Origin of the sequence: Pseudoalteromonas sp. SG43-7 (genome assembly GCF_014164295.1) — a bacterium.
Taxonomy (GTDB): Bacteria; Pseudomonadota; Gammaproteobacteria; order Enterobacterales; family Alteromonadaceae; genus Pseudoalteromonas; species Pseudoalteromonas rhizosphaerae.
In genome coordinates, this window is sequence record NZ_JACJEY010000072.1 from 1 (window position 1) to 20,991 (window position 20,991).

Here is a 20,991-nt window from a genome sequence, read left to right on the forward strand (position 1 = left end):
TTAGCTCTGTTGTTTTTAAGCGATTCATAAGATCACAAAACACCATGAATGTTCCCTCGCTTCCCACATTTTTTAATACTATTAGTTCATTGATATATAAAGGCTAATTCTGGGGATACTTTAGAGCATTAACTCTGCATCTTGGCCATTAGCATGGATTTCGTTAGGACGGTCCCACTTTGCATAGCAAAATTTGCATGAGTAATTACATACTTCTGTAACGTGATAATTAATGACTAATTCATCAAAAGAGTTATTCATACGAACCTCCTAACACAAGGTTTAATAACGTTGTTTTGATAGCTGAATCAGCTGATGAAAGTTCGTTGGTTTCATTGAGTAATGAAAAAAGAATTAAATGGTGCATTATAATCTCCTAATGTCACCGCAGTAGGCGGTGACTTCAGGAGCAAGTATCAAACTGTGAAATTCACAAAAAAGGGAAATATGTAAATATTTTAAAATTTATTTAGTAATAAACTATATTCTTCGTATTCTGCTTTTTTTGTGTTGTATAAAGTAACTAACCATTGACCATGTTCGCTAATAAACGCATCTGGATTGTCAGTAATTAGTTTACCTAAAACACCAAATTCGCCTTCGATCACGGCTTTTAGTGCTAAATCATATGGGCTCGATTGCGTATCAAATTCAATAGAATTAGCAATCATCTCCAATGAACTATATTGACCTTCATTAAATGGATATGGGATTTCATCTTGTGACCAATCTATATTTTCATCTGATAGAAAAAGCCTTAAATCACCAATACGCTTATCAAGTGCTTGAAAGAGTAATTTTTTAGCCCTCCACTCCTTGGCAAATTGATCAAAACTTGCAGTATTGATTTTTTCGCCATTGAGCCACTTTACAACTAATTTTTTATCTTCAAACAACGTATCTAGAATAATCAGATTACGAATAAATACATGAGTACCTGCTTTAATAGGCTTTGGCACATAATCGACTGACTCAGATTTTATATCTACCTCATCAAGTAGTTTCGCTTTAAGGTTTTTATCTTTAACGTAATAATTTAAACGACTTCTTAACCGCTCTGGTAGCAAGTTGCGGTCTATTCCTAAAGCTTGACAGGCAACCGCTGCAATACTTTTATTTTTACCAGCCATACTGTTCCTTATTACAACCAAGGCTCTGTTCTATTTCATAAACGGTTAGAGCTCCTCTAGCAATAAAGGCATAATTAATGTTGTAAGTGTGTGCTTTACACAGTTTTGCTACTCTATAAATTGCGCCAACACACACTCCTGCCAGATGAGCCTCTTTTAGGGATGTACTTAAAGAACCCAGTAGCGATTTCTTTTGTTCTAAAAATTCACTGCAAGACTCTTTAAGATTAACCTTGTAGTACGAATCATACCCAGTGCATTGCCCCGCTAAGTACGCTTCAGTCACAGAAGTTGAAAGCCTTTCTAAGAGTGAACGTTGTTGCTCTTTTTTTTCTTTACACGCCAGGTCTATATCAACTTTCGCTAAACTGCTGGCACTGAAAAGGATGAGTACAACTAATATAAACCCTTTAAACATTGGCTGTGCCTGCTTCTGTTAAGTCTTTTTCAGCTACTTGCTTTGATGGTTTTTCTTGAGGCTTAAAGTTAATTAGACACGAAATAAATAAGCTAATTATTATGATGTCATCAATCCAATAAGCGTTGTATTTACTCACAATAAGAAAAGGAATAATGCATAGTAGGCTTACTTTTATTAGTATGTTTAGTGACTGAATACCTAATAAGCTGAGACTAAACCGAAAAGGAGTGATAGCTAATTTTTTATATTTCGCAATTAAATTGCTCGCTGTTTTAATATTTACAATCCAAAACCAACCTATTAATAACTTAACAAACAAATTATCCTGAGTTTTAACTAACACTAATAAGCTAATAACCCCGAGCGCTAAAATAACTACTAGCGTGATTAAAAAGTGAAATAACGAGTGAACCCAACTGCTTGGTTTTGACAACTGCTCTATTTGTTTTGCTCTTGAAAAAAAGTAAAATTTCGCTGAGTTTCTCATTAGATCAGGCTTTTTTAACTGTGATAAATATTCAAAAGCAATCATATGTTTGGTTTTATATGTTGCAAAGCCATTGTCTGATAACTGGAGATCTTCGTTTTCGTCTAGTAGAGTATTTTTCTTATCTAAATACGCTATTGCATCTAGCGCAGTAGTTACCTTTTCATCACTTTTATCAAGTTCCTTAGGTACTTCAAACCCTGTGTCTTTTTTTAGGGATGCAAGGTTTACTCGCCATTGCTGTATTAATTGATTCTGGGAGAGAGGGTTATCTTGAGTTTCTGCTTCTACTGTTTCAGCATTTTCACTGGTGACCGAAGACTCATTGTTACTTTCCATACTTCTCTTAATATCCTTATAAAAATAACTAAAATGGAATACTTTTTTACACATAAAACTGAGTTTTTATATATTCCAACAGAATGATAGGTAGGCACTCAAATCAATGAGATTGCGTACTCAGGTGAATTTGAAATGCATACCTTATGATACCGCAAAGATTAAAAATTTATAAAACTTAATTAGAATAATATTAAAATTATGTTATCACAGGGGCATTTGATGAAAATACTAAGAGCGTATTCTTAATCTACTAAGCTTTGATTTTTTCTAAAGCTATTTAGTGGCATTTTATTGTTTTCAACTAACAGCGTCCAACTAAATTCGAAACGCACTGCGTCTCCTTTTTCAAAGGCGAGATAAAAGCGACGCATATTACGCAGGCTGGTGATATCAAAACCTTTGCCATAATCCGCGATAAGCTGCTGTAGTAAGCGTTTTATATTGCTTTATCTTAGACTACGCGAACTTCGCCTTCCTGCTCATTCTACAATTAAGCGGCTATTTGCCAATAAGTTTGCAGCATAGAGGTATTAACGGTTTGTTTGACCTGCCCACACACTTGCTCAACAATTTGACGAATGTTTAATAATAAGTTTTCGCTATTACTGCGTAGCTTATTGGCGGCACCCCAAAGCGACTATTCAAACCCGATTTGTGGTTTTTCAGGTGCAGCCTCCATAAGTCTCTCAGATAAAAATATAAATATAAATATAAATCATTGAGTTACCGTACTGAAAGAGCGTGTTTTTTTGAGATTTAATTATAAAAAATATAGGAAGTTTTATCGATAACAATACGTAATATACGAGCAGTTTAATTGTTGCGACAGTGTCGCAACTTTAGCTTCGTAACCCGATGAAACATAAAAAACCAATCAACAAACTAACCCATCAATCTCACATACTTTTCGGCCAGTTCATCTATACTTTCACGATGATTCGGATCGGGCTTTATACAATCTATCGGGCATACACTGACGCAGGTGGGTTTGTCGTAATGGCCTACGCATTCGGTGCACTTTGCAGGGTCGATTTGGTAGATTTTAGCGCCCATATAAATGGCTTCGTTAGGGCATTCTGGATCGCACATGTCGCAGTTAATGCATTTGCTGTTAATTAGTAAAGCCACTCTCTAACCTCATTTATTAGAGCTAGTACTTCTAGCATAAATTTGCAGCCGTAAATTATGCATTTTATTCCGCGTTTTCTTGTTGATCTCAATCAATAAAAATCATATTAGGTAATCCGCATTCAACCATTCACTTTACAACTAAAAATGGATACTATAATATCCATTAAGCTCATAAAAAAGCAATTTTGGCTATAGTAATGTCCAATCAAGTTCGTGAGGTGCTATTATTAATTATCTATTATTAAGCGAAGGTGATGTGCAACAAGCCTTTGCTGAGCATCTAAAAGAATGTCGCAAAAAAGCAAAAATGTCACGCGAGGCGTTAGCTAAAAAAAGCACAGTACCTGCTTCTACAATAAAAAAGTTTGAGGTTACAGGGCTTATTTCATTCAGACAGCTATTGCTTTTGTGGCAAACACTCGACGACTTAACTCGTTTATATGACTTAACAAAAGTGCCAGCTCAAAATAAAAATGCGCCAACGTCTATTGATCAGGTGTTAAACAATGGCCTTTAAACCCATAGATAAGCTAGAAGTAAAACGTACACTATCAGATTCATCAGAATTAATGGTGGGTGTACTTGCTCAAAATAGGCAAGGTGTTTACTTTCAATTCGAGGAAAGTTATTTAGACACATACGGTAATCTTTCGCCATTCTCACTCGCCTTTAATAGAGAGGTTCAGTTAGCACCTAAAACCCCACACAACGGTTTGCATGGGGTCTTTTCTGATTGTTTACCTGATGGGTGGGGGTTACTTCTACAGGACCGCGTATTCAGACAAAATAATATAATGCCTAACTTTGTTACCGCTATGGACCGCTTATCTTTTGTTGGCCATTCGGCTATGGGCGCATTATCGTTTACACCTGAAACTCATTATGATGGAACAAATGACAATGAGGCTGGCCTTGCTACATTGGGTCAACAAGCTCAAGCAATATTTGACGGGCAAACAGAAGAAGTACTTTCTGCGTTAGTAGCTGCAGGCAGTTCCGGCGGTGCACGACCTAAGGCTCAAATTTATTTTCCTGACAATAAGATACAAGAATGTAGAACTAAGCCTAAAACGGGCGATGATGCTTGGTTAATAAAATTCACATCCAAAAACCTCGCTTTAGGACATGAGGAAGGGTTATGTGAAGCTGTATATTTGGATTTGGCTGAACAAACGGGATTAAACCCACCTCAGAGATTACTGGTACCCGCCCCTGAAGGAACCGGTGCAAAGCAATGGCTCGCCTTAAAGCGATTCGATAGGTTTAAATTAATGGGTGATAAAATGGGCTGCAAACATATGCATAGTGCATGTGGCTTGCTGGATGCTGATTTTCGCACACCTTCATTAGATTATGAGGATTTAATTAAAGCGAGCCGTGTTTTATGCAAATCACCTGCTGCAGGGCAGTTACAATTTCGTCGAGCTATGTTTAATTTATTTAGCTGTAATCAAGATGACCACAGTAAAAACTGGGCTTTTTTACAAGAAGATTCAGGTGAGTGGGATTTAGCGCCTTTTTATGATGTAACTTTTAGTCCTGATCCTTTTAACGAGCATGCGACTTCATTTGCCGGATTTGGAAAAAACCCACCACTAAAAGCGATTCAAAAGCTGGCCTCTGCAGCTGGTTATGCAAATTGGAAGCAGGTACAAGTGATCATATCTGAAATAGCAGAGATTATTTTCAACTTTAAAGACACAGCTAAAGCACTCGGCGTAAATAAGCAAACGATTAACTTAATAGAGCAACAGCTTGATAATACGTACGCCATGAATAAGCATTTAACTGGTCGCTAATTGTATTCAGCTAATAGCACTTACAAATCAATTAGATTTTCTCTACAAATTTGGGGTTGCAATTTTTACTCTAATTGTTCAAAAACCATATAATTTAGTCGGTAAAGATCTTGAATCAATTATCTGCTTTGTAATTTCATGGTTTTATCTTCTTAATATCTGTAGCAGTTGTAGGTGGGAATTGAATCGCAGGCAATGCAATTTTAATAATCAAAAACAAATATCGTAATAGCTATCAAAAATCTGGTCATAGAGAGTTAGCCCGTGTAATGCTAGTTTTAACAACCTCTTAAAAAAAGTGATTATAACTATTATGATAAATTTTACTTTACGACCCTTTGTATTACCCAGTTCTTTGCTGTTTTCGACAGTAAGCTTGCCCTGCATTTAACGCCCCAATTTATTGGGTTAACCAATCTCGATTATCGACAACGAATTACATCTTCTTCAGTAATTCCAGAATTTTCCATGCAGTTATAGATTTCCTATCGGCTCAAGCTTCCTGCACGGCTTAACTAAAAAACAGTTAAATAATTAATATAAATATTTTTTACAGAAAAGGTCTAATTAGTGATAATCACCTACTGAAGTGCTGGTTTTGGGGTTAAGAATAAACCTAAGGAACTAAATTAAGTAACGACGTGTATTTTAAGGGCAACTTTTTCTGATTACTATTTTTACGCAACTATCTTATAATACTAATGGAGTCAATAACTTAAAAAACACATATGATGATTGGAGCTAAATGAGTAAAGAAAAGTTAATAGAAGTTAAAGATGACTTAAATATGCTATCGCCTATTTGCTACATTACAAAGTCAATCAACTGGCTTATTGGCAAAGTCTTTAACAACTTTAAAATAAGTTTAATGGTTTATTTAATTGCTTACGTTATTGCTGTAACGGTTGTAAATATACCGATGCTGGACTTTACCCGCATGCAGAAAATATATGTTAGCGTTTCAATACTGGGCTTACCGCTTTGTTTGTTCCTTGCTTATATTTTTATAGGAATGGTGTTATTAGCATTATTTGCACGCAACCCTAAAACCCGCCTTAGTTATGCCATTATCTTAATCGTTATCGCTTTATTTCCATTTATGGTGATCGCAATGGCTGATACTCGTTTACTCCTCATTTTTGGCGTTTATTTATCTGCGGCATTAATTGTTATTAATATGATTATGCTACCAAATTTGGCCTATAAATATAGGGAAAGGCTTATAAAGCACGCTTACTTGTGTATGCCCGTAATTCTTTCAATTGTTGCATTTACTTGGTTTGAATCATCACAGGGGTTTTCGTATGGGCGTATTGATCGCGAAAATTTCACAACCAGCGATCATCAACGCGTGGTTCCTGTCAGTAAATCTGGCGCACAGGGTACGCCTTTTTATACCTGTGATGTCTTTGTTAATTTCAACGGATACCAGTATGAATTTCAAGATATGATCATACCTAGTAATGGCCACATTGAGTATATTGAAGTTCGACAAGCTGTTTTCCAGCACTTTCAATTACGCTAATGTCTATTGAAAGTGATACCGCGATTTTGTTTTTCGGCATCACTTTTTATAGGTAATAATCAACCCAAAATTTGGATGATAGATAATTAAAGGTGTTGAAAGCATTAACACCTGTTGTTAACTAAAAGCTAACCCGCGATTTGTTTAAACGGATTGCGGGTGTCTTGGTTTTCATCTAGGTTGCGCATAAGTATGGCGTGTTCTAAATCGATACTGTCGGGCAGTGGAATTTTTACTATATGCCCTGAGCCTTTGGCATCGGTAATTGCCTCGCCTTTTTTGTTTTCCATACATTCAAGCACAAAACTAATATTACCTTTAGGGGTCATCAGCTCTAACGAATGACCCACACAGAATTTGTTTTTAACATCAATCTCTACCAAGCCATTGCTATTTCGCCCTAATACTTCGCCGACAAATTGCTGCTTGGTAGAAACTGAATGGCCGTATTCGTAGTTTTGATAATCTTGATGGGCGTGGCGCTTTAAAAAGCCTTCGGTGTAACCGCGATGGGCTAGGTTTTCTAATGTTTTAAATAAATCAGCGTCGAATGGTTTTCCTGCTGCGGCATCGTCGATTGCTTTACGATAAACCTGTGCTGTACGCGCAACATAATAAAACGATTTAGTGCGGCCTTCTATTTTTAAGCTATGCACGCCCATTTTTGTAAGCTGCTCTACGTATTGCACGGCGCGTAAATCTTTTGAGTTCATGATATAAGTGCCGTGTTCGTCTTCAAACGCTGGCATGTATTCACCCGGGCGGCCTTGCTCTTCAAGCATAACAATATCATTACTTGGTGCGCCGTCGCCAAGAGTAGGAATAACCTGCTGAGGATCAAATTTATGCACCATTTCACCGGTTTCGTTTTCAACGCCCGGTTTTACATCGTATTCCCAGCGGCATGCATTGGTACAGGTGCCTTGGTTTGGATCGCGTTTGTTTATATAGCCTGATAACAAACAACGGCCAGAATACGCCATACATAATGCGCCATGTACAAATACCTCTAGCTCGGTTGCTGGGCAAAGCGTGCGAATTTCACTTATTTCTTCAAGTGATAGCTCGCGGGATAAAATCACCCGCTCTATGCCTTGTTTAGCCCAAAACTGTACACTGGCATAATTTACAGCGTTTGCTTGTACTGATAAATGAATAGCCATATCAGGCCATTTTTCACGCACTAACATGATTAAACCCGGATCTGACATGATCAGCGCATCTGGCCCCATCGCAATTACTGGTTCAATGTCGCGTAAATACGATTTCACTTTGGCATTGTGCGGGGCAATGTTTGATACCACATAAAACTTTTTATTCAGCGCATGCGCTTCATCAATGCCTATTTTTAACGTTTCCAGATCAAATTCATTATTACGTACTCGCAAGCTATAACGAGGTTGTCCGGCATACACCGCATCAGCCCCATAAGCAAAGGCATAACGCATGTTTTTTAAACTGCCAGCTGGTGAAAGTAACTCTGGGGTAAACGAGGTAATAATTGACGACATGCGCGCTCCATACATAAAACTGGGATCAAGCCAGTGGCATGAAAATAACCTGAAAATCAGATCAAGTAATAAAGCGCGGCAGTATATGGTACGTTAAATTAAGATGTTTTGATCGAAATCATAAAACTCACTTTAATTGATTGGCAAACTGGCTCACTGCATCAACGACTTGCTGGGCACCTTTTTTAATATTGCTCATCACAATGCCAGACTCGTTTGACAGCTCTAACCCTTCTTGTGCTTTATCTTCACCTTGCTTAATGGCTTTTACGCTTGACTGCGTTAAGCTTTGATTTTTTTGTACCACTTCAACAATTTCTTCTGTGGCTTTACTGGTTCGAGATGCTAATTGACGCACTTCATCGGCGACTACCGCAAAACCTCGCCCTTGCTCACCAGCTCTTGCTGCTTCAATCGCCGCATTTAAGGCTAGCAAATTAGTTTGATCAGCAATGCTGCTAATACTTTGCACTATGCTGGCAATTAACTGTGATTGTTTATCCAATGCTGATATTTCATCCCCTGCTTGCGACATTTGCACCGCCAGCTCATTCATTACTTTAACCGCTTGCTCAATGACAGCAGCACCTTGATCTGCAAGGTGGTCAGTTTCAGTTGAAGTGCTATAGGCAATATCTGCCGCCTCTGCGATTGCGAGCTCCCGCTCAACTTGCTCAGTAATAACAGTAGCGAATTTAACCACTTTATACAGTTCGTTTTGCTCATTGAAAATTGGGTTATAAGAAGCTTCAAGCCAAACCACTCGCCCATAACTGTCTATGCGTTTAAAACGGCTTGAAACGTATTCGCCTCTTTTGAGCTGTTTCCAAAAGGCTTCATATTCTGGTGAATTAGCCTCTTCTGGTTCACAAAAAATACGATGATGTTGGCCAACAATCTCTTTAAGTGAATATCCCATTCCCGCCAAAAAGTTTTCGTTTGCTGTCAATACAATGCCATTAGTATCAAATTCAATAACGGCCATGGCACGATGTAATGCTTTAATTAAATCTTGATGCTCACGGGAGGTTTCAATCGTACGCGTTAACACATTAGAATGCAGAGTAAACTCAACTAGCTTACCTTGCTCATCAATGATCGGCTGTAAAATACTTCTTAGCCAGTCTTGTTCACCATTAACATGAACAAACTGCAATGCACCAGCCCAGTGTTCATGCTTCTCTAATGCTTTTTTTAAGCTTTTAAAATGCCCTGTCTGTCTGGCGTTACTTGGCACAAAATCTAGTAACTTTTTTCCAATCAGTTGCTGATCAGGGTAACCAAGCTCGTTTGCAAAGTTTTTATTTTGCGATGAAATAAGCCCAGTCTTATCAATGATTAAAACTAGCATTTCTTCGTCTAAGCTTTTTCTTACTTGATTCTGCACAAAAAGCTGACTTTTTAATTTAGCATTCTCACTTTTTATAGTGTTATTAAAAAACATAGCAACCTACTATCAATGAAATGGATGAAATGAAGCACGAAGATATTAAAACCTTTAATTTATTTCATGGTTATAACTTGAGTGTAAACCAAGTCCCCAAATTTAGTAGAATTTAACTAAAATAATCATTTTAAGCTAAAAGTGGATTTTCTATTGTGCATCTTATAGCAGTTTAAATGGCAAAAGCTCGAATGATACAAAAGCGCCTATCAATAATTTTAAAATAAATAATTAAAACATAAGGTTAATAAAATTTAAGGTAATTTTTAATAGTGCAGTTACAGATAAGGGCCTAAACGTTATAGTCACTGAGCACCATTTTGTACTAAAAATAACCTTCGAAAAATATTTCAACTTATTATTAGCTAAATTAAGTAATACGTAGTCCCATGCAATGTTAGATCATTAATTAATTCACAGCATCATGCTTTTCTATGCGTGGTGATTGCCTAACATTTAAAAATCGCACAATTGTCATCAAGCTAGTTTTTAATAAAACTAGGCATTGCCTACTAAAACGCGTATAATTCGCGCCCGTTAATATTCACACTTTTACTTAAAAATTATTGGAGCATAAAGATGGCTTTAGAGCGTACTTTCTCAATCGTAAAACCTGATGCAGTTGCTAAAAACCACATCGGCGCTATCTACAACCGTTTCGAAACTGCTGGCCTTAAAATCGTTGCAGCTAAAATGGTTCACCTTTCACAAGAGAAAGCGGAAGGTTTCTACGCAGAACACAGCGAGCGTCCTTTCTTTGGTGCTTTAGTATCTTTCATGACATCTGGTCCAGTAATGGTTACAGTTCTTGAAGGCGAAAACGCTGTTCTTAAAAACCGCGAAATCATGGGTGCTACTAACCCTGCTGAAGCACTAGCTGGTACTTTACGTGCTGACTACGCTGATAGCATCGACGAAAATGCTGTTCACGGTTCAGACGCTGTTGAATCTGCTGCTCGCGAAATCGCGTACTTCTTCGCAGACGAAGAGCTTTGCCCACGTACTCGTTAATTCGAATGCGCTAAGCAAAAGTAAAAAGGGCTTTCGAGCCCTTTTTTAGTCATTAGTTAAAGTATTAATTATCTAATTTATGATGTTTTACTTAATGATTAAAGTGAGTGAATTGTGTACAATTCGCCTTTGTAAATTTTTATCACCACCGTCACTGATTAAGGTTGTTTCATGACCACTGAGCAAAAAAAGATTAACTTATTAGATTTAAACCGAGATGCAATGCGCGAGTTATTTGTATCGTTCGGTGAAAAGCCATTCCGTGGCGATCAGGTGATGAAATGGATTTATCATTTTGGCGTTGATAACTTTGACGAAATGAGCAACGTTAACAAAAAGCTGAAAGAAAAACTAAAAGCAGAATGTGAAATTGTCGCGCCTGAGATCACCGTACGCCAACAAGCCAGTGACGGTACAATCAAGTACGCGCTGATACTTGAAGGCGGCCAAGAAGTTGAAGCCGTATGGATCCCAGAAAAAGAACGTGCCACCTTGTGTGTATCATCGCAAGTTGGTTGTGCGCTTGAATGTACATTTTGCTCAACAGCGCAGCAAGGGTTTAACCGTAACTTAAAAGTATCTGAAATTATCGGCCAAGTTTGGCGTGTGGCCAAAGACATAGGCCTTGATGGCAACAGTGAAAAGCGTCCGGTCACCAACGTCGTTATGATGGGCATGGGCGAGCCATTGCTTAATCTTAAAAACGTAGTTCCGGCAATGGAATTAATGATGGACGATTGGGGTTTTGGTTTATCTAAACGCCGCGTTACTTTAAGTACCTCTGGTGTGGTGCCTGCACTTGATTTATTGAAAGAAAAAATCGACGTTGCATTGGCTATTTCTCTACACGCACCTGATAACGCATTACGTGATATTTTAGTGCCAATCAATAAAAAATACCCAATTGAAGAGTTTTTAGCGGCGTGTCGTCGTTACATTGATGGCTCTAAAGCCAATAAAGATGTGACCATTGAGTATGTGATGCTAAATGGTATTAATGACAGCACAGATCAAGCCCATGAATTAGTTAAAACACTCAAAGGCACACCATCTAAAGTGAACCTTATCCCGTTTAACCCATTCCCGGGTAACGAATATACACGCTCTAGTAACAGCCGTATTGACCGCTTTTCAAAAGTGCTACAAGCAGCAGGTATTACCTGTATTGTTCGTCGTACTCGCGGTGATGATATTGATGCGGCCTGCGGCCAGTTAGTTGGTGATGTAGTTGACCGTACAAAACGTTTAGCGAAAAAGAAAATGCGCGACGATAATGCGATTGCGGTTAATATCCACCAAGCATAATCTGTTGTCGTGAATCAAAAGCCCTTAGCGCTGCTTTATTTTTAAATAAATGATGCAAGATAAGGGCTTTTCGGTAATATAGGTGCATGGACAATAATAAAGAGAAGAAGTAATGCGATCTTTACTTGCTTTAACTATCAGTGCACTCGCTTTAACAGGGTGTGTAACTGAAAATAGTTATGATGGCAATGACAAACCAGTCGTTGAAAATAAAATCAATAATACCGGCGCAGCACGTACCCGAATAGCCTTAGCATTAGAATATTTAAGCACTGGTAATAGCTCGCAAGCAAAGTATAACCTCGAACGCGCCGCGTCTTTCTCTCCTGATCTTCCTGAAGTCCATTATTCATTTGCTTATTATTACCAACAAGTCGGCGAAAACGTACAAGCCGATAAAGCCTATCAAAAAGCAATAAAAATTGATCCCAATGATCCTAATACCCGAAATAACTACGGGGTATTTTTATGCGGTATTGACGAGTACGGCCGCGCCACAGAACAACTACTCAAAGCCATTGCCATCCCAAGTTATATACGAGTAGCAGAAAGTTATGAAAATTTAGCTTTGTGCGCCATTGAGTTTGATGATTTTGATAACGCTGAAAAATATTTCAAATCGGCCATTAATCACAGTTCAATGCGTGCCTCATCACTGATCAGTTTAGCCGCTTTGTATTACGCTAAAAGTGATTTACATAGAGCAAAAGAAATACTCGAGCGTTATGAGAATAGTGGTCAAGTATCGTCTCGCTCATTGCTATTAAGCTATTTAGTTGAGCAGCGCATGGGCCACATTGAAAAAGCCGAAACCACTGCGGCAATGATATTGCAAACCTACCCAACCTCAAGTGAAGCGGGGATAATTCGCGAGCAAAAAATCAAACGTAGTGAGTTTGAAATACTGCGCTCGCAATACCGCCAAGCAAAATTAGATGAGCTACAAGCAAATAGCCCTGCGGGAGAGGTGATCTCGGCACCCAAAATACGCATTGTAAAAAAGAAAAAAGCGCCAACAACTAGTACGTCGGCGCAAAGTATCACAACGCCAACAATGGCCGTTAAAAATAACAATGCAAGCAGCAATGAATTAACTACCGCGTTGCTAACCTCACCGGTTGCGCCAACGCAAAGCACCGCATCACTAAGTAGCCAGCAAAGCCAAGCAACAGTATCAACACCAGTCGATACGAGTGGTATTTTGGCGGCTTTAAGTACCACAGCAATAACAACGCCAGTGCAAACAAACGTTGATACTACCGCTGTACAGCTCAGTGCTCCAGCAAACAATAATGATCCTGTGGCAGTAATGTCTGCTCTGGTGGTCGCACAAACACCAAACAATCCAGCTGTAACTTCAACTCAAGCGACGGACATTGCATCACTAGCCTCTGAGGAGGCAGTTGCTAAAGCATTAGCAATACCAACTGTGCATTTAGCAACAGCGCCCACAGCGACTGCCGCAACGCCTCCCCAAACGCTTGCTCGTAGTAGCAAAGCACAAGATGGTGTAACAATTGTTTCTTTTGGTGCGCCCACTGATAGCCAAGCCGTTGCAAATAACAGCCAGGCTTCAAGCCAAGCACAATTTAGTGATGAATTAACGGATGAAGAAAAGGTGGTTTTTTACCAGCCAAAACGCAACGCTGCCGTCTTCGCAGAGTCAAGTTATAGCTCTACACCTGAGATCCGTTTTCAAGATCCGCAACAAAATACTCACGCACCGTTGCTAAATCCGCGGATCCCACAATTAACGACGCCTTACCATGTTTTGCAAGATGGTGAAAACCTATTTAGCATTTCAGTACGATACAATGTTAAACTACAGAAATTACTCCAATGGAATGGTCTGAAAGAATCTGATCGGGTGGTCAATGGGACGAAAATTTATCTCAACGATCCCAACATTTATTACGAAATTAACGTCGGTGATACTTTGTATAGTATTGCCACCAAGCGTCGCTTGTTAATTGATCAGTTAATGCGATGGAATAAATTAAGCCCGGATGTTGCACTTAAACCTGGGCATAGACTGTTACTAGTGGACCCTGAATCATACTCATTATGAATGATGAAAATACAGAATCAACAACGCTCACTCTTGGCCAAACTTTAAAAAGTAGCCGCGAGCAAGCGAATGTCAGCTTAGAAGAGTTGGCAAAAAATTTAAAATTATCGGTGTTGCAATTACAACGTCTTGAGAATGACGAACACCAATTAATCGGCCCTGCTACCTTTGTTAAAGGTTATGCAAAAAGTTATTGTCGCGCCTTTAATTTAGATACTGCGGCCGTTTTAGCGCTGTTCCCTGAACCGCAGGAAACCGTTAAAAAAACCAACATGCAAAGCTTTTCTAGACGAACAGAAAAAGAAGCCCATGATAGTCGCTTGATGCTGGTGAGTTACGTTATTCTGGCAATTGTTATTGGTTCATCCGCATTATGGTGGTGGCAAAATTCAACCCCTCTTGACGAACAAGTTGTAACGCAATCTTTAAATAGCTTTGCCGAAGAGACAGTTGCAGTCGCACAGGCAGAGCCTGACGTGGCGTCAATCAGCCAGCTAGAACAAGCTGGCCCTGATGAATCGATTGATGACCCCACTGCGGCGCAAATTATGGAGCAACAAGCCGATACCACCGAATTAGACGTTGCCCCGAGCGAAGCGTCAAGCGAGCCACAAAATGATGGCCTTGGCACCATAGTTATGCATTTCAATGAAGAAAGTTGGGTTGAAATTCATGACGGCAAAGGTGATAAAGTGGCATTTGGTGTTAAAAAAGCGGGTTATGATATGACTTTATCAGGTCATCTGCCTTTTTCTATCGTGCTTGGTAAGCATCAAGCTGTTGATATCACTCTTGACGGTGAAAAGATTGATATTTCCAGTTTCCCAAAAAATCGTTTAGCCAAATTTAATTTACCGTTAACAGAGTAGTCACTATGTTTTCAGAATCTCCCATTAAACGCAGAAAATCTACCCGCATCAACGTGGGTAACGTACCGATCGGTGATGGCGCCCCTATTGCCGTGCAATCAATGACCAACACCGATACCATGGATGTTGATGCAACTGTTGCACAAATTCAAGCTATTCAAGATGCCGGCGCCGATATAGTGCGTGTTTCCGTGCCGACTATGGACGCCGCCGAAGCATTTAGAAGCATAAAAGAACAAGTCACCATTCCACTGGTTGCAGATATTCACTTTGATTATCGTATTGCTTTGCAAGTCGCAAAGTATGGTGTTGATTGTTTACGTATTAATCCTGGCAACATTGGCAGTGAAGAACGTATTCGCGCGGTAGTCGATGCTGCCCGTGAGCACAACATTCCAATTCGTATTGGTGTTAATGGCGGCTCATTAGAGCGTGATTTACAAGAAAAGTACGGCGAACCAACGCCTGAAGCGTTACTTGAATCAGCCATGCGCCATGTAAATATTTTGCGCCGTTTAGATTTTGATCAATTTAAAATATCAGTAAAAGCTTCTGATGTGTTTTTAGCTGTGGGAGCATATCGCTTACTTGCTAAAGAAATTGACCAACCTCTGCACTTAGGGATCACAGAAGCAGGCGGTATGCGTTCAGGCTCAGTGAAATCAGCTGTAGGCTTAGGTATGTTACTTGCCGAAGGTATCGGCGATACGCTGCGAGTATCGTTGGCGGCTGATCCAGTACAAGAGATCAAAGTCGGTTTTGATATTTTAAAATCACTGCGCATTCGCTCTCGCGGGATTAACTTTATTGCCTGTCCGAGCTGTTCACGTCAAGAGTTTGATGTGGTTAGTACCATGAACCAACTTGAAGAGCGTTTGGAAGATATCATCGAACCGGTATCAGTATCGGTTATTGGTTGTGTGGTCAATGGCCCTGGCGAAGCGTTAGTGAGTGATATTGGCTTAGCTGGTGCAAACCGTCGCTCGGGCCTTTATATTAATGGCGAACGTCAAAAAGCCCGAATTGATAACAACAATATTGTTGATCAACTCGAAGGCTATGTACGCGACTTTATCGCACAAAAAGAAAAACAGACCCCTATCGACATCAAAATCGTCGAATAAATACAATATAGTCGGCAAACAAAGCCGTTTGCCGTTTACCTTTATAGCTAGAACGCTATAATGACGGGTCAATTTTTAGCATTCTTGTTGTGTAGTCATCTTTTATTACGCAAAAAACAGTTTTTAGGATTTAGCAGTGGCAAAACAAATTCAGGCAATACGTGGAATGAACGATTGTCTGCCGGGCGATACCCAAGTTTGGCAGAAAGTAGAAAACATCTTACGCGAGACAGTAGCATCGTTCGGTTATCAAGAAATTCGTTTTCCAATTGTAGAATCAACCGATCTTTTTAAACGCTCAATTGGTGAAGTCACCGATATCGTTGAAAAAGAAATGTACACCTTTGCCGACAATAATGGCGACAGCTTAACACTTCGTCCTGAAGGTACAGCTGTATGTGTACGTGCTGGTAATCAAAACGGCTTACTGTATAACCAAGAGCAACGCCTTTGGTATATGGGCCCAATGTTTCGTCATGAACGTCCGCAAAAAGGTCGCTATCGTCAGTTTCACCAATTTGGTTTAGAAACCTTTGGTGTTGCCAGTGCTGATATTGACGCTGAAGTGATTTTACTGACGGCGCAATTATGGCAACAATTTGGCATCAGCGAACATGTTCGTTTAGAGCTTAATTCTTTAGGTTCAAACGAAGCTCGCGCGCAATACCGTGATGCACTTGTGGCTTATCTTGAGCAACATATTGATGCACTAGACGAAGACTCAAAACGTCGTATGTACAGCAACCCACTGCGCGTGCTAGATAGCAAAAACCCTGATGTACAAGCGGTTTTAGTTGATGCACCAAAACTGTCTGAACACTTAGATGCTGAATCAAAAGAACATTTTGAAAATTTATGTGAACGTTTAGACGCCGCAGGCGTCATATACACGGTTAATGAAAAGTTAGTCCGTGGCCTTGATTACTATAACCGTACTGTTTTTGAGTGGGTTACAGATAGCCTCGGCTCACAAGGTACTGTATGTGCAGGTGGCCGCTATGATGGCTTAGTTGAGCAATTAGGTGGCAAAGCAACGCCAGCTGTGGGCTTTGCTATGGGTCTGGAACGTTTAGTGTTAATGTTACAAGCATTGGAATGTGTTGGTGACATTCGTCGCAATGCTGATGTATATTTGGCAGCGATGGGTGATAAAGCCAGCATTCAAGCCCCTATTATCGCAGCTAAATTACGTGCTGAAGTACCTGGCTTACGTATCATGGTCCATGCCGGTGGCGGTAACTTTAAGAAACAACTTAAACGCGCAGATAAAAGCGATGCACTCGTTGCACTGATTATCGGCGAAGATGAATTAGAACAAGGCGTAGTGACAGTTAAGTATTTACGTGAGCGTAAAGAACAGGTCACCTTAGAATTAGAACAAATTAAAACGCTTTTAGCTGAGCTAATAAACAGCTAAAAAAGACGAGGTAGTAATGGATATTTATTCAACAGAAGAACAACAAGCTGAAGCGATCAAACGTTTTTTTCGTGAAAATGGTGTATCACTGGCGCTAGGTGTAGTGCTTGGTTTAGGTGGCCTGTATGGCTGGAAAGCATATAACCAAAATCAAATTACAACTGCTGAAAGTGCCTCTGATGCATATACTCAGCTGGTTGAAGGTGGTGAAGTATTAGGTTCTGCAGATACATTTATCGCAGAGCACAAAGATACTAACTACAGCGCACTTGCAGCCTTTGTTGCTGCTAAAGAAGCCGTAGAAAAAGGTCAACTTGATGTAGCCAGTGAAAAGCTCAGCTGGATAATGACTAATGTTACCAATGCAGATTTAAAAGCAACGGCGACCACCCGTTTAGCTCGCGTGCAAATAGCACAGCAGCAATACGACCAAGCTTTAACAACGCTTAACGCTAAACTTGCAGATTCATTCACTGCAACAGTCGCAGAGCTTAAAGGTGATATATACACAGCTCAAGGCGATGCAAATCAAGCTCGCACCGCTTATCAGACTGCTGCAGATGCAGGTGGCCTTGATAATAACCCATTATTGCAAATCAAACTTGATGACTTAGCAGTAACTAGCCCAACGGCGTAAGGGGTTACCATGAAAAAATTAACAGCGGCAACCATAGCGCTATGCATGGCAACCTTAGTCGGTTGTTCATCAAGCGATGACGAAGACGAACTGGTGTTGCCTGAAATCGTTAATCAGTTTGAAACCAAAGTAATTTGGCAAGAAAGCATTGGTGACGGTGTTGAACATTACTTTTCTCGGCTAACACCGGCGGTATATAAAGACCGTGTTTTTGTAGCTAACCGTGCTGGTAAAGTCGAAGCGCTATCGCTTGAAAACGGTAATACTCTTTGGGAGACTGATGTTCGCGAAAATTTGACCTTTTGGCCATGGCAAAGCGACATTAGTGCAAAATTATCCGGTGGTATTTTACAAGCTTATGGTAAAATTTTTATCGGCTCTGAGCATGGTTATTTAGTTGCCCTTGACCGTGAAACGGGTGATGTTGTTTGGCGTAAAAAAGTACCCGGTGAAGTGTTATCAAAACCAGCTGCCGGTGATGGCCTTATATATGTTAACCTAGGCTCAGGTAAATTATTAGCCCTTCACCCAGATACCGGTGAAGAGCGTTGGAGCCATGAGCAAGAAGTCCCCGCATTAACACTACGCGGACAAAGCTCTCCGACCGTTGCTAACGGCGGTGTATTAGTTGGCCTTGAAACAGGCAAGTTAAGCGTACTTATCTCTGACAGTGGTTACTCTGCGTGGAGTGCTGAAATTGCTACAGCAAAAGGCGCATCAGAATTCGAACGTTTAGTCGATGTTGATACACAACCTCTGATCAGTGGTCCTTATGCGTATGCTATTGCTTATAATGGTAACTTAGCAGCTGTAGATATTCGCTCTGGTAATGTTGTCTGGAAACGCGAATACAGCAGTTACCGTGACATTGCCATGGACACCCAAACTATTTACGTAGTAGACAGTAATGGTGTTGTTTATGGATTAGATAAAACCTCTGGCATTGAACGCTGGAGTCAGCCAGCCCTTCGTGGTTGGTACTTAACAGGGCCTGCGGTAGCAGGAAATTACTTAGCCATAGGTGACCAAGAAGGTAATCTACATTGGCTAAATAAAGAATCAGGCGAGCTTGTATCGCGTGAAGACTTCGACAGTTCAGGCTTTTTTATTGAGCCAATTGTTGCTGACGACAAACTGATTTTATACACCCGAGATGGTGAAGTTAGTGCGGTAAAAATACCGGACTAATTTGCTAAATAACTATAAGTTATTAATAGTTAATTTATTTTTTTAAGGCTTCGCTATGCGAAGCCTTTTGTTGTTTTTTTAAGAGGTAGTTTATGCTTCCCGTGATCGCTCTAGTTGGGCGACCCAATGTGGGCAAATCCACATTATTTAACCGTTTAACACGTACGCGTGATGCACTCGTTGCCGATTTTCCGGGCTTAACGCGAGATCGAAAATATGGCCAAGCTAATTACGATGGCTATGAATTTATCGTGGTAGACACGGGCGGTATTGATGGCTCTGAAGAAGGCATCGAGATCGAAATGGCTGATCAATCGCTACTGGCGATTGAAGAAGCCGACATCGTATTATTCTTAGTTGATGCACGCGTAGGTATGACAGTAGCTGATCAAGCTATTGCCAACCATTTACGTAAACAAGAAAAGAAAAGCTTTGTTGTTGCCAATAAAACTGATGGTATTGATGCTGACTCAAATTGTGCTGAGTTTTACCAATTGTCACTGGGTGAAGTACATCATATTGCAGCCGCTCATGGCCGTGGTATTACCTTGTTACTTGAACACACCTTACAGCCTTTGCTTGCAGAGCTGAGTGCACAAAATGATGATGGTAAAGGCGATGACGACGAGTTAATCGATTTATATTCTGAAGATGATGAAGATTCTACAGCGCATGAAGCATTTGCAGATAAGCCAGTAAAACTCGCTATTATCGGTCGTCCTAACGTAGGTAAGTCAACACTGACTAACCGTATATTAGGTGAAGAACGCGTTATTGTTTATGATATGCCGGGCACAACCCGCGATTCTATTTATATTCCAATGACTCGTAACGAAAAAGAATACGTGTTGATCGATACCGCTGGTGTACGTAAACGCAAAAAAGTCAGCGATGTGGTTGAGAAGTTCTCAGTGATCAAAACCCTCCAAGCAATCGAAGATTGTAACGTGGTGCTACTGGTTGTAGATGCCCGTGCTGGCATTTCGGATCAAGATTTAAGCTTACTTGGTTTTGCCTTAAACTCTGGCCGCTCACTGGTTATTGCCGTGAATAAATGGGATGGCCTTGATGATTACGTGAAAGATCGTATTAAATCGGAGCTTGACCGTCGCTTAGGCTTTATTGACTTTGCACGCTTACACTTTATCTCAGCTTTACATGGTACAGGTGTTGGTCATTTGTTTGAGTCAATTGACGAAGCTTATGAATCAGCAACTAAGCGTATTAGTACTGCTATGCTGCGCCGCATCATGGACATGGCACAAGCTGATCACCAGCCGCCACTGGTTCGTGGTCGCCGCGTTAAGCTTAAATACGCGCACGCGGGTGGTTATAACCCACCACGTATCGTAATTCACGGTAACCAAGTACATGATTTACCAGATAGCTATAAACGCTACCTAATGAACTACTACCGTAAAGCATTAAAAATTATGGGCACGCCTATCAAAATCGAGTTTAGAGAAGGTGACAACCCATTTGCAGGACGTACTAATAAAGTGACTCTTTCGCAAAAACGTAAGATCCGCGCATTTAGTAAAGAAAACCGCAATAAATGATATAGCTGAAAGCTGAAAGCTGA

19 protein-coding genes and 1 pseudogene are annotated in these 20,991 nt (G+C 40.1%); 12 read left to right on the forward strand and 8 right to left on the reverse strand.

What is annotated here, in order from left to right; genetic code table 11:
- Positions 1-120: 120 nt before the first annotated feature.
- From H5200_RS20900 to H5200_RS20925, 6 genes and pseudogenes are all read right to left on the reverse strand, one after another.
- Entirely contained in the window at positions 121-261 is a 141-nt protein-coding gene (locus tag H5200_RS20900) for a hypothetical protein (RefSeq protein ID WP_182762486.1), read from the reverse strand.
- 197 nt (positions 262-458) lie between these two features.
- Complete coding sequence (locus tag H5200_RS20905) at positions 459-1,130, reverse strand: hypothetical protein (RefSeq protein ID WP_182762488.1); 672 nt, start codon at positions 1,128-1,130, stop codon at positions 459-461.
- On the reverse strand, positions 1,120-1,548 hold the full coding sequence (locus H5200_RS20910) for a hypothetical protein (RefSeq protein ID WP_182762491.1): 429 nt from the start codon (positions 1,546-1,548) through the stop codon (positions 1,120-1,122). The genes H5200_RS20905 and H5200_RS20910 overlap by 11 nt, the downstream gene beginning before the upstream one ends.
- Positions 1,541-2,431, reverse strand: coding sequence for a hypothetical protein (locus H5200_RS20915; protein WP_182762493.1), 891 nt, complete (start codon positions 2,429-2,431; stop codon positions 1,541-1,543). The genes H5200_RS20910 and H5200_RS20915 overlap by 8 nt, the downstream gene beginning before the upstream one ends.
- A gap of 311 nt (positions 2,432-2,742) precedes the next feature.
- Positions 2,743-2,820: pseudogene (locus H5200_RS24500) on the reverse strand (hypothetical protein); the annotation flags it as partial.
- A gap of 442 nt (positions 2,821-3,262) precedes the next feature.
- Positions 3,263-3,508, reverse strand: coding sequence for a YfhL family 4Fe-4S dicluster ferredoxin (locus tag H5200_RS20925; RefSeq protein ID WP_084447949.1), 246 nt, complete (start codon positions 3,506-3,508; stop codon positions 3,263-3,265).
- Between the two features lie 229 nt (positions 3,509-3,737).
- Here H5200_RS20925 and H5200_RS20930 point away from each other — a divergent pair, with 229 nt between their 5' ends.
- The 3 genes from H5200_RS20930 (at position 3,738) to H5200_RS20940 (ending at position 6,835) form a co-directional block, all read left to right on the forward strand.
- The gene (locus H5200_RS20930; RefSeq protein ID WP_149981911.1) at positions 3,738-4,028 is read left to right on the forward strand and encodes a helix-turn-helix transcriptional regulator; all 291 of its coding nucleotides are present in this window, start codon (positions 3,738-3,740) and stop codon (positions 4,026-4,028) included.
- Positions 4,018-5,310, forward strand: coding sequence for a type II toxin-antitoxin system HipA family toxin (locus H5200_RS20935; RefSeq protein WP_182762495.1), 1,293 nt, complete (start codon positions 4,018-4,020; stop codon positions 5,308-5,310). Before H5200_RS20930 ends, H5200_RS20935 begins: the two co-directional genes overlap by 11 nt.
- A 745-nt stretch (positions 5,311-6,055) precedes the next feature.
- The gene (locus tag H5200_RS20940) at positions 6,056-6,835 is read left to right on the forward strand and encodes a hypothetical protein (protein WP_182762497.1); all 780 of its coding nucleotides are present in this window, start codon (positions 6,056-6,058) and stop codon (positions 6,833-6,835) included.
- Between the two features lie 128 nt (positions 6,836-6,963).
- Here H5200_RS20940 and yegQ read toward each other — a convergent pair whose 3' ends face one another.
- Both yegQ and H5200_RS20950 read right to left on the reverse strand, forming a co-directional pair.
- Positions 6,964-8,346, reverse strand: a complete 1,383-nt coding sequence (yegQ, locus tag H5200_RS20945; RefSeq protein ID WP_182762499.1) for a tRNA 5-hydroxyuridine modification protein YegQ — start codon at positions 8,344-8,346, stop codon at positions 6,964-6,966.
- 127 nt (positions 8,347-8,473) lie between these two features.
- Positions 8,474-9,790: a PAS domain-containing methyl-accepting chemotaxis protein gene (locus tag H5200_RS20950; protein ID WP_182718274.1), complete on the reverse strand. Its 1,317-nt coding sequence runs from the start codon at positions 9,788-9,790 to the stop codon at positions 8,474-8,476.
- Between the two features lie 579 nt (positions 9,791-10,369).
- Between H5200_RS20950 and ndk the strand changes: the two genes are divergently transcribed.
- The 9 genes from ndk (at position 10,370) to der (ending at position 20,968) form a co-directional block, all read left to right on the forward strand.
- Positions 10,370-10,801 carry a nucleoside-diphosphate kinase gene (ndk, locus tag H5200_RS20955; protein ID WP_008111339.1) on the forward strand — a complete coding sequence of 144 codons (432 nt, stop codon included), beginning with the start codon at positions 10,370-10,372 and terminating at the stop codon, positions 10,799-10,801.
- Between the two features lie 171 nt (positions 10,802-10,972).
- The gene (locus tag H5200_RS20960; protein ID WP_145239689.1) at positions 10,973-12,106 is read left to right on the forward strand and encodes a bifunctional tRNA (adenosine(37)-C2)-methyltransferase TrmG/ribosomal RNA large subunit methyltransferase RlmN; all 1,134 of its coding nucleotides are present in this window, start codon (positions 10,973-10,975) and stop codon (positions 12,104-12,106) included.
- A 112-nt stretch (positions 12,107-12,218) separates the two neighbouring features.
- Positions 12,219-14,174, forward strand: a complete 1,956-nt coding sequence (pilW, locus tag H5200_RS20965) for a type IV pilus biogenesis/stability protein PilW (protein WP_182762501.1) — start codon at positions 12,219-12,221, stop codon at positions 14,172-14,174.
- Entirely contained in the window at positions 14,171-15,043 is an 873-nt protein-coding gene (locus H5200_RS20970; RefSeq protein WP_182762503.1) for a RodZ domain-containing protein, read from the forward strand. The genes pilW and H5200_RS20970 overlap by 4 nt, the downstream gene beginning before the upstream one ends.
- Before the next feature lie 5 nt (positions 15,044-15,048).
- A complete protein-coding gene (gene ispG, locus H5200_RS20975; protein ID WP_145239699.1) occupies positions 15,049-16,167 on the forward strand; it encodes a flavodoxin-dependent (E)-4-hydroxy-3-methylbut-2-enyl-diphosphate synthase in 1,119 nt (372 codons plus the stop codon).
- Between the two features lie 136 nt (positions 16,168-16,303).
- Complete coding sequence (gene hisS / locus H5200_RS20980) at positions 16,304-17,584, forward strand: histidine--tRNA ligase (RefSeq protein WP_182718271.1); 1,281 nt, start codon at positions 16,304-16,306, stop codon at positions 17,582-17,584.
- A 16-nt stretch (positions 17,585-17,600) separates the two neighbouring features.
- Positions 17,601-18,221: a tetratricopeptide repeat protein gene (locus H5200_RS20985; RefSeq protein WP_182762505.1), complete on the forward strand. Its 621-nt coding sequence runs from the start codon at positions 17,601-17,603 to the stop codon at positions 18,219-18,221.
- Positions 18,222-18,230: 9 nt separating this feature from the next.
- Positions 18,231-19,409 (forward strand): outer membrane protein assembly factor BamB, encoded by a 1,179-nt coding sequence (gene bamB, locus H5200_RS20990; protein ID WP_182762507.1) that lies wholly within the window; start codon positions 18,231-18,233, stop codon positions 19,407-19,409.
- A 92-nt stretch (positions 19,410-19,501) separates the two neighbouring features.
- A complete protein-coding gene (der, locus tag H5200_RS20995) occupies positions 19,502-20,968 on the forward strand; it encodes a ribosome biogenesis GTPase Der (protein WP_145239710.1) in 1,467 nt (488 codons plus the stop codon).
- The last annotated feature ends 23 nt before the right edge of the window (positions 20,969-20,991 follow it).

Coding starts and splice junctions, on each gene's coding strand:
- H5200_RS20915 (WP_182762493.1), bottom strand. CDS start 2,431: ATGTGTAAAAAAGTATTCCATTTTAGTTATTTTTATAAGGATATTAAG.
- der (WP_145239710.1), top strand. CDS start 19,502: ATGCTTCCCGTGATCGCTCTAGTTGGGCGACCCAATGTGGGCAAATCC.
- H5200_RS20940 (WP_182762497.1), top strand. CDS start 6,056: ATGAGTAAAGAAAAGTTAATAGAAGTTAAAGATGACTTAAATATGCTA.
- yegQ (WP_182762499.1), bottom strand. CDS start 8,346: ATGTCGTCAATTATTACCTCGTTTACCCCAGAGTTACTTTCACCAGCT.
- ndk (WP_008111339.1), top strand. CDS start 10,370: ATGGCTTTAGAGCGTACTTTCTCAATCGTAAAACCTGATGCAGTTGCT.
- H5200_RS20900 (WP_182762486.1), bottom strand. CDS start 261: ATGAATAACTCTTTTGATGAATTAGTCATTAATTATCACGTTACAGAA.
- H5200_RS20960 (WP_145239689.1), top strand. CDS start 10,973: ATGACCACTGAGCAAAAAAAGATTAACTTATTAGATTTAAACCGAGAT.
- bamB (WP_182762507.1), top strand. CDS start 18,231: ATGAAAAAATTAACAGCGGCAACCATAGCGCTATGCATGGCAACCTTA.
- H5200_RS20950 (WP_182718274.1), bottom strand. CDS start 9,790: ATGTTTTTTAATAACACTATAAAAAGTGAGAATGCTAAATTAAAAAGT.
- H5200_RS20905 (WP_182762488.1), bottom strand. CDS start 1,130: ATGGCTGGTAAAAATAAAAGTATTGCAGCGGTTGCCTGTCAAGCTTTA.
- H5200_RS20910 (WP_182762491.1), bottom strand. CDS start 1,548: ATGTTTAAAGGGTTTATATTAGTTGTACTCATCCTTTTCAGTGCCAGC.
- pilW (WP_182762501.1), top strand. CDS start 12,219: ATGCGATCTTTACTTGCTTTAACTATCAGTGCACTCGCTTTAACAGGG.
- H5200_RS20970 (WP_182762503.1), top strand. CDS start 14,171: ATGAATGATGAAAATACAGAATCAACAACGCTCACTCTTGGCCAAACT.
- H5200_RS20935 (WP_182762495.1), top strand. CDS start 4,018: ATGGCCTTTAAACCCATAGATAAGCTAGAAGTAAAACGTACACTATCA.
- ispG (WP_145239699.1), top strand. CDS start 15,049: ATGTTTTCAGAATCTCCCATTAAACGCAGAAAATCTACCCGCATCAAC.
- H5200_RS20985 (WP_182762505.1), top strand. CDS start 17,601: ATGGATATTTATTCAACAGAAGAACAACAAGCTGAAGCGATCAAACGT.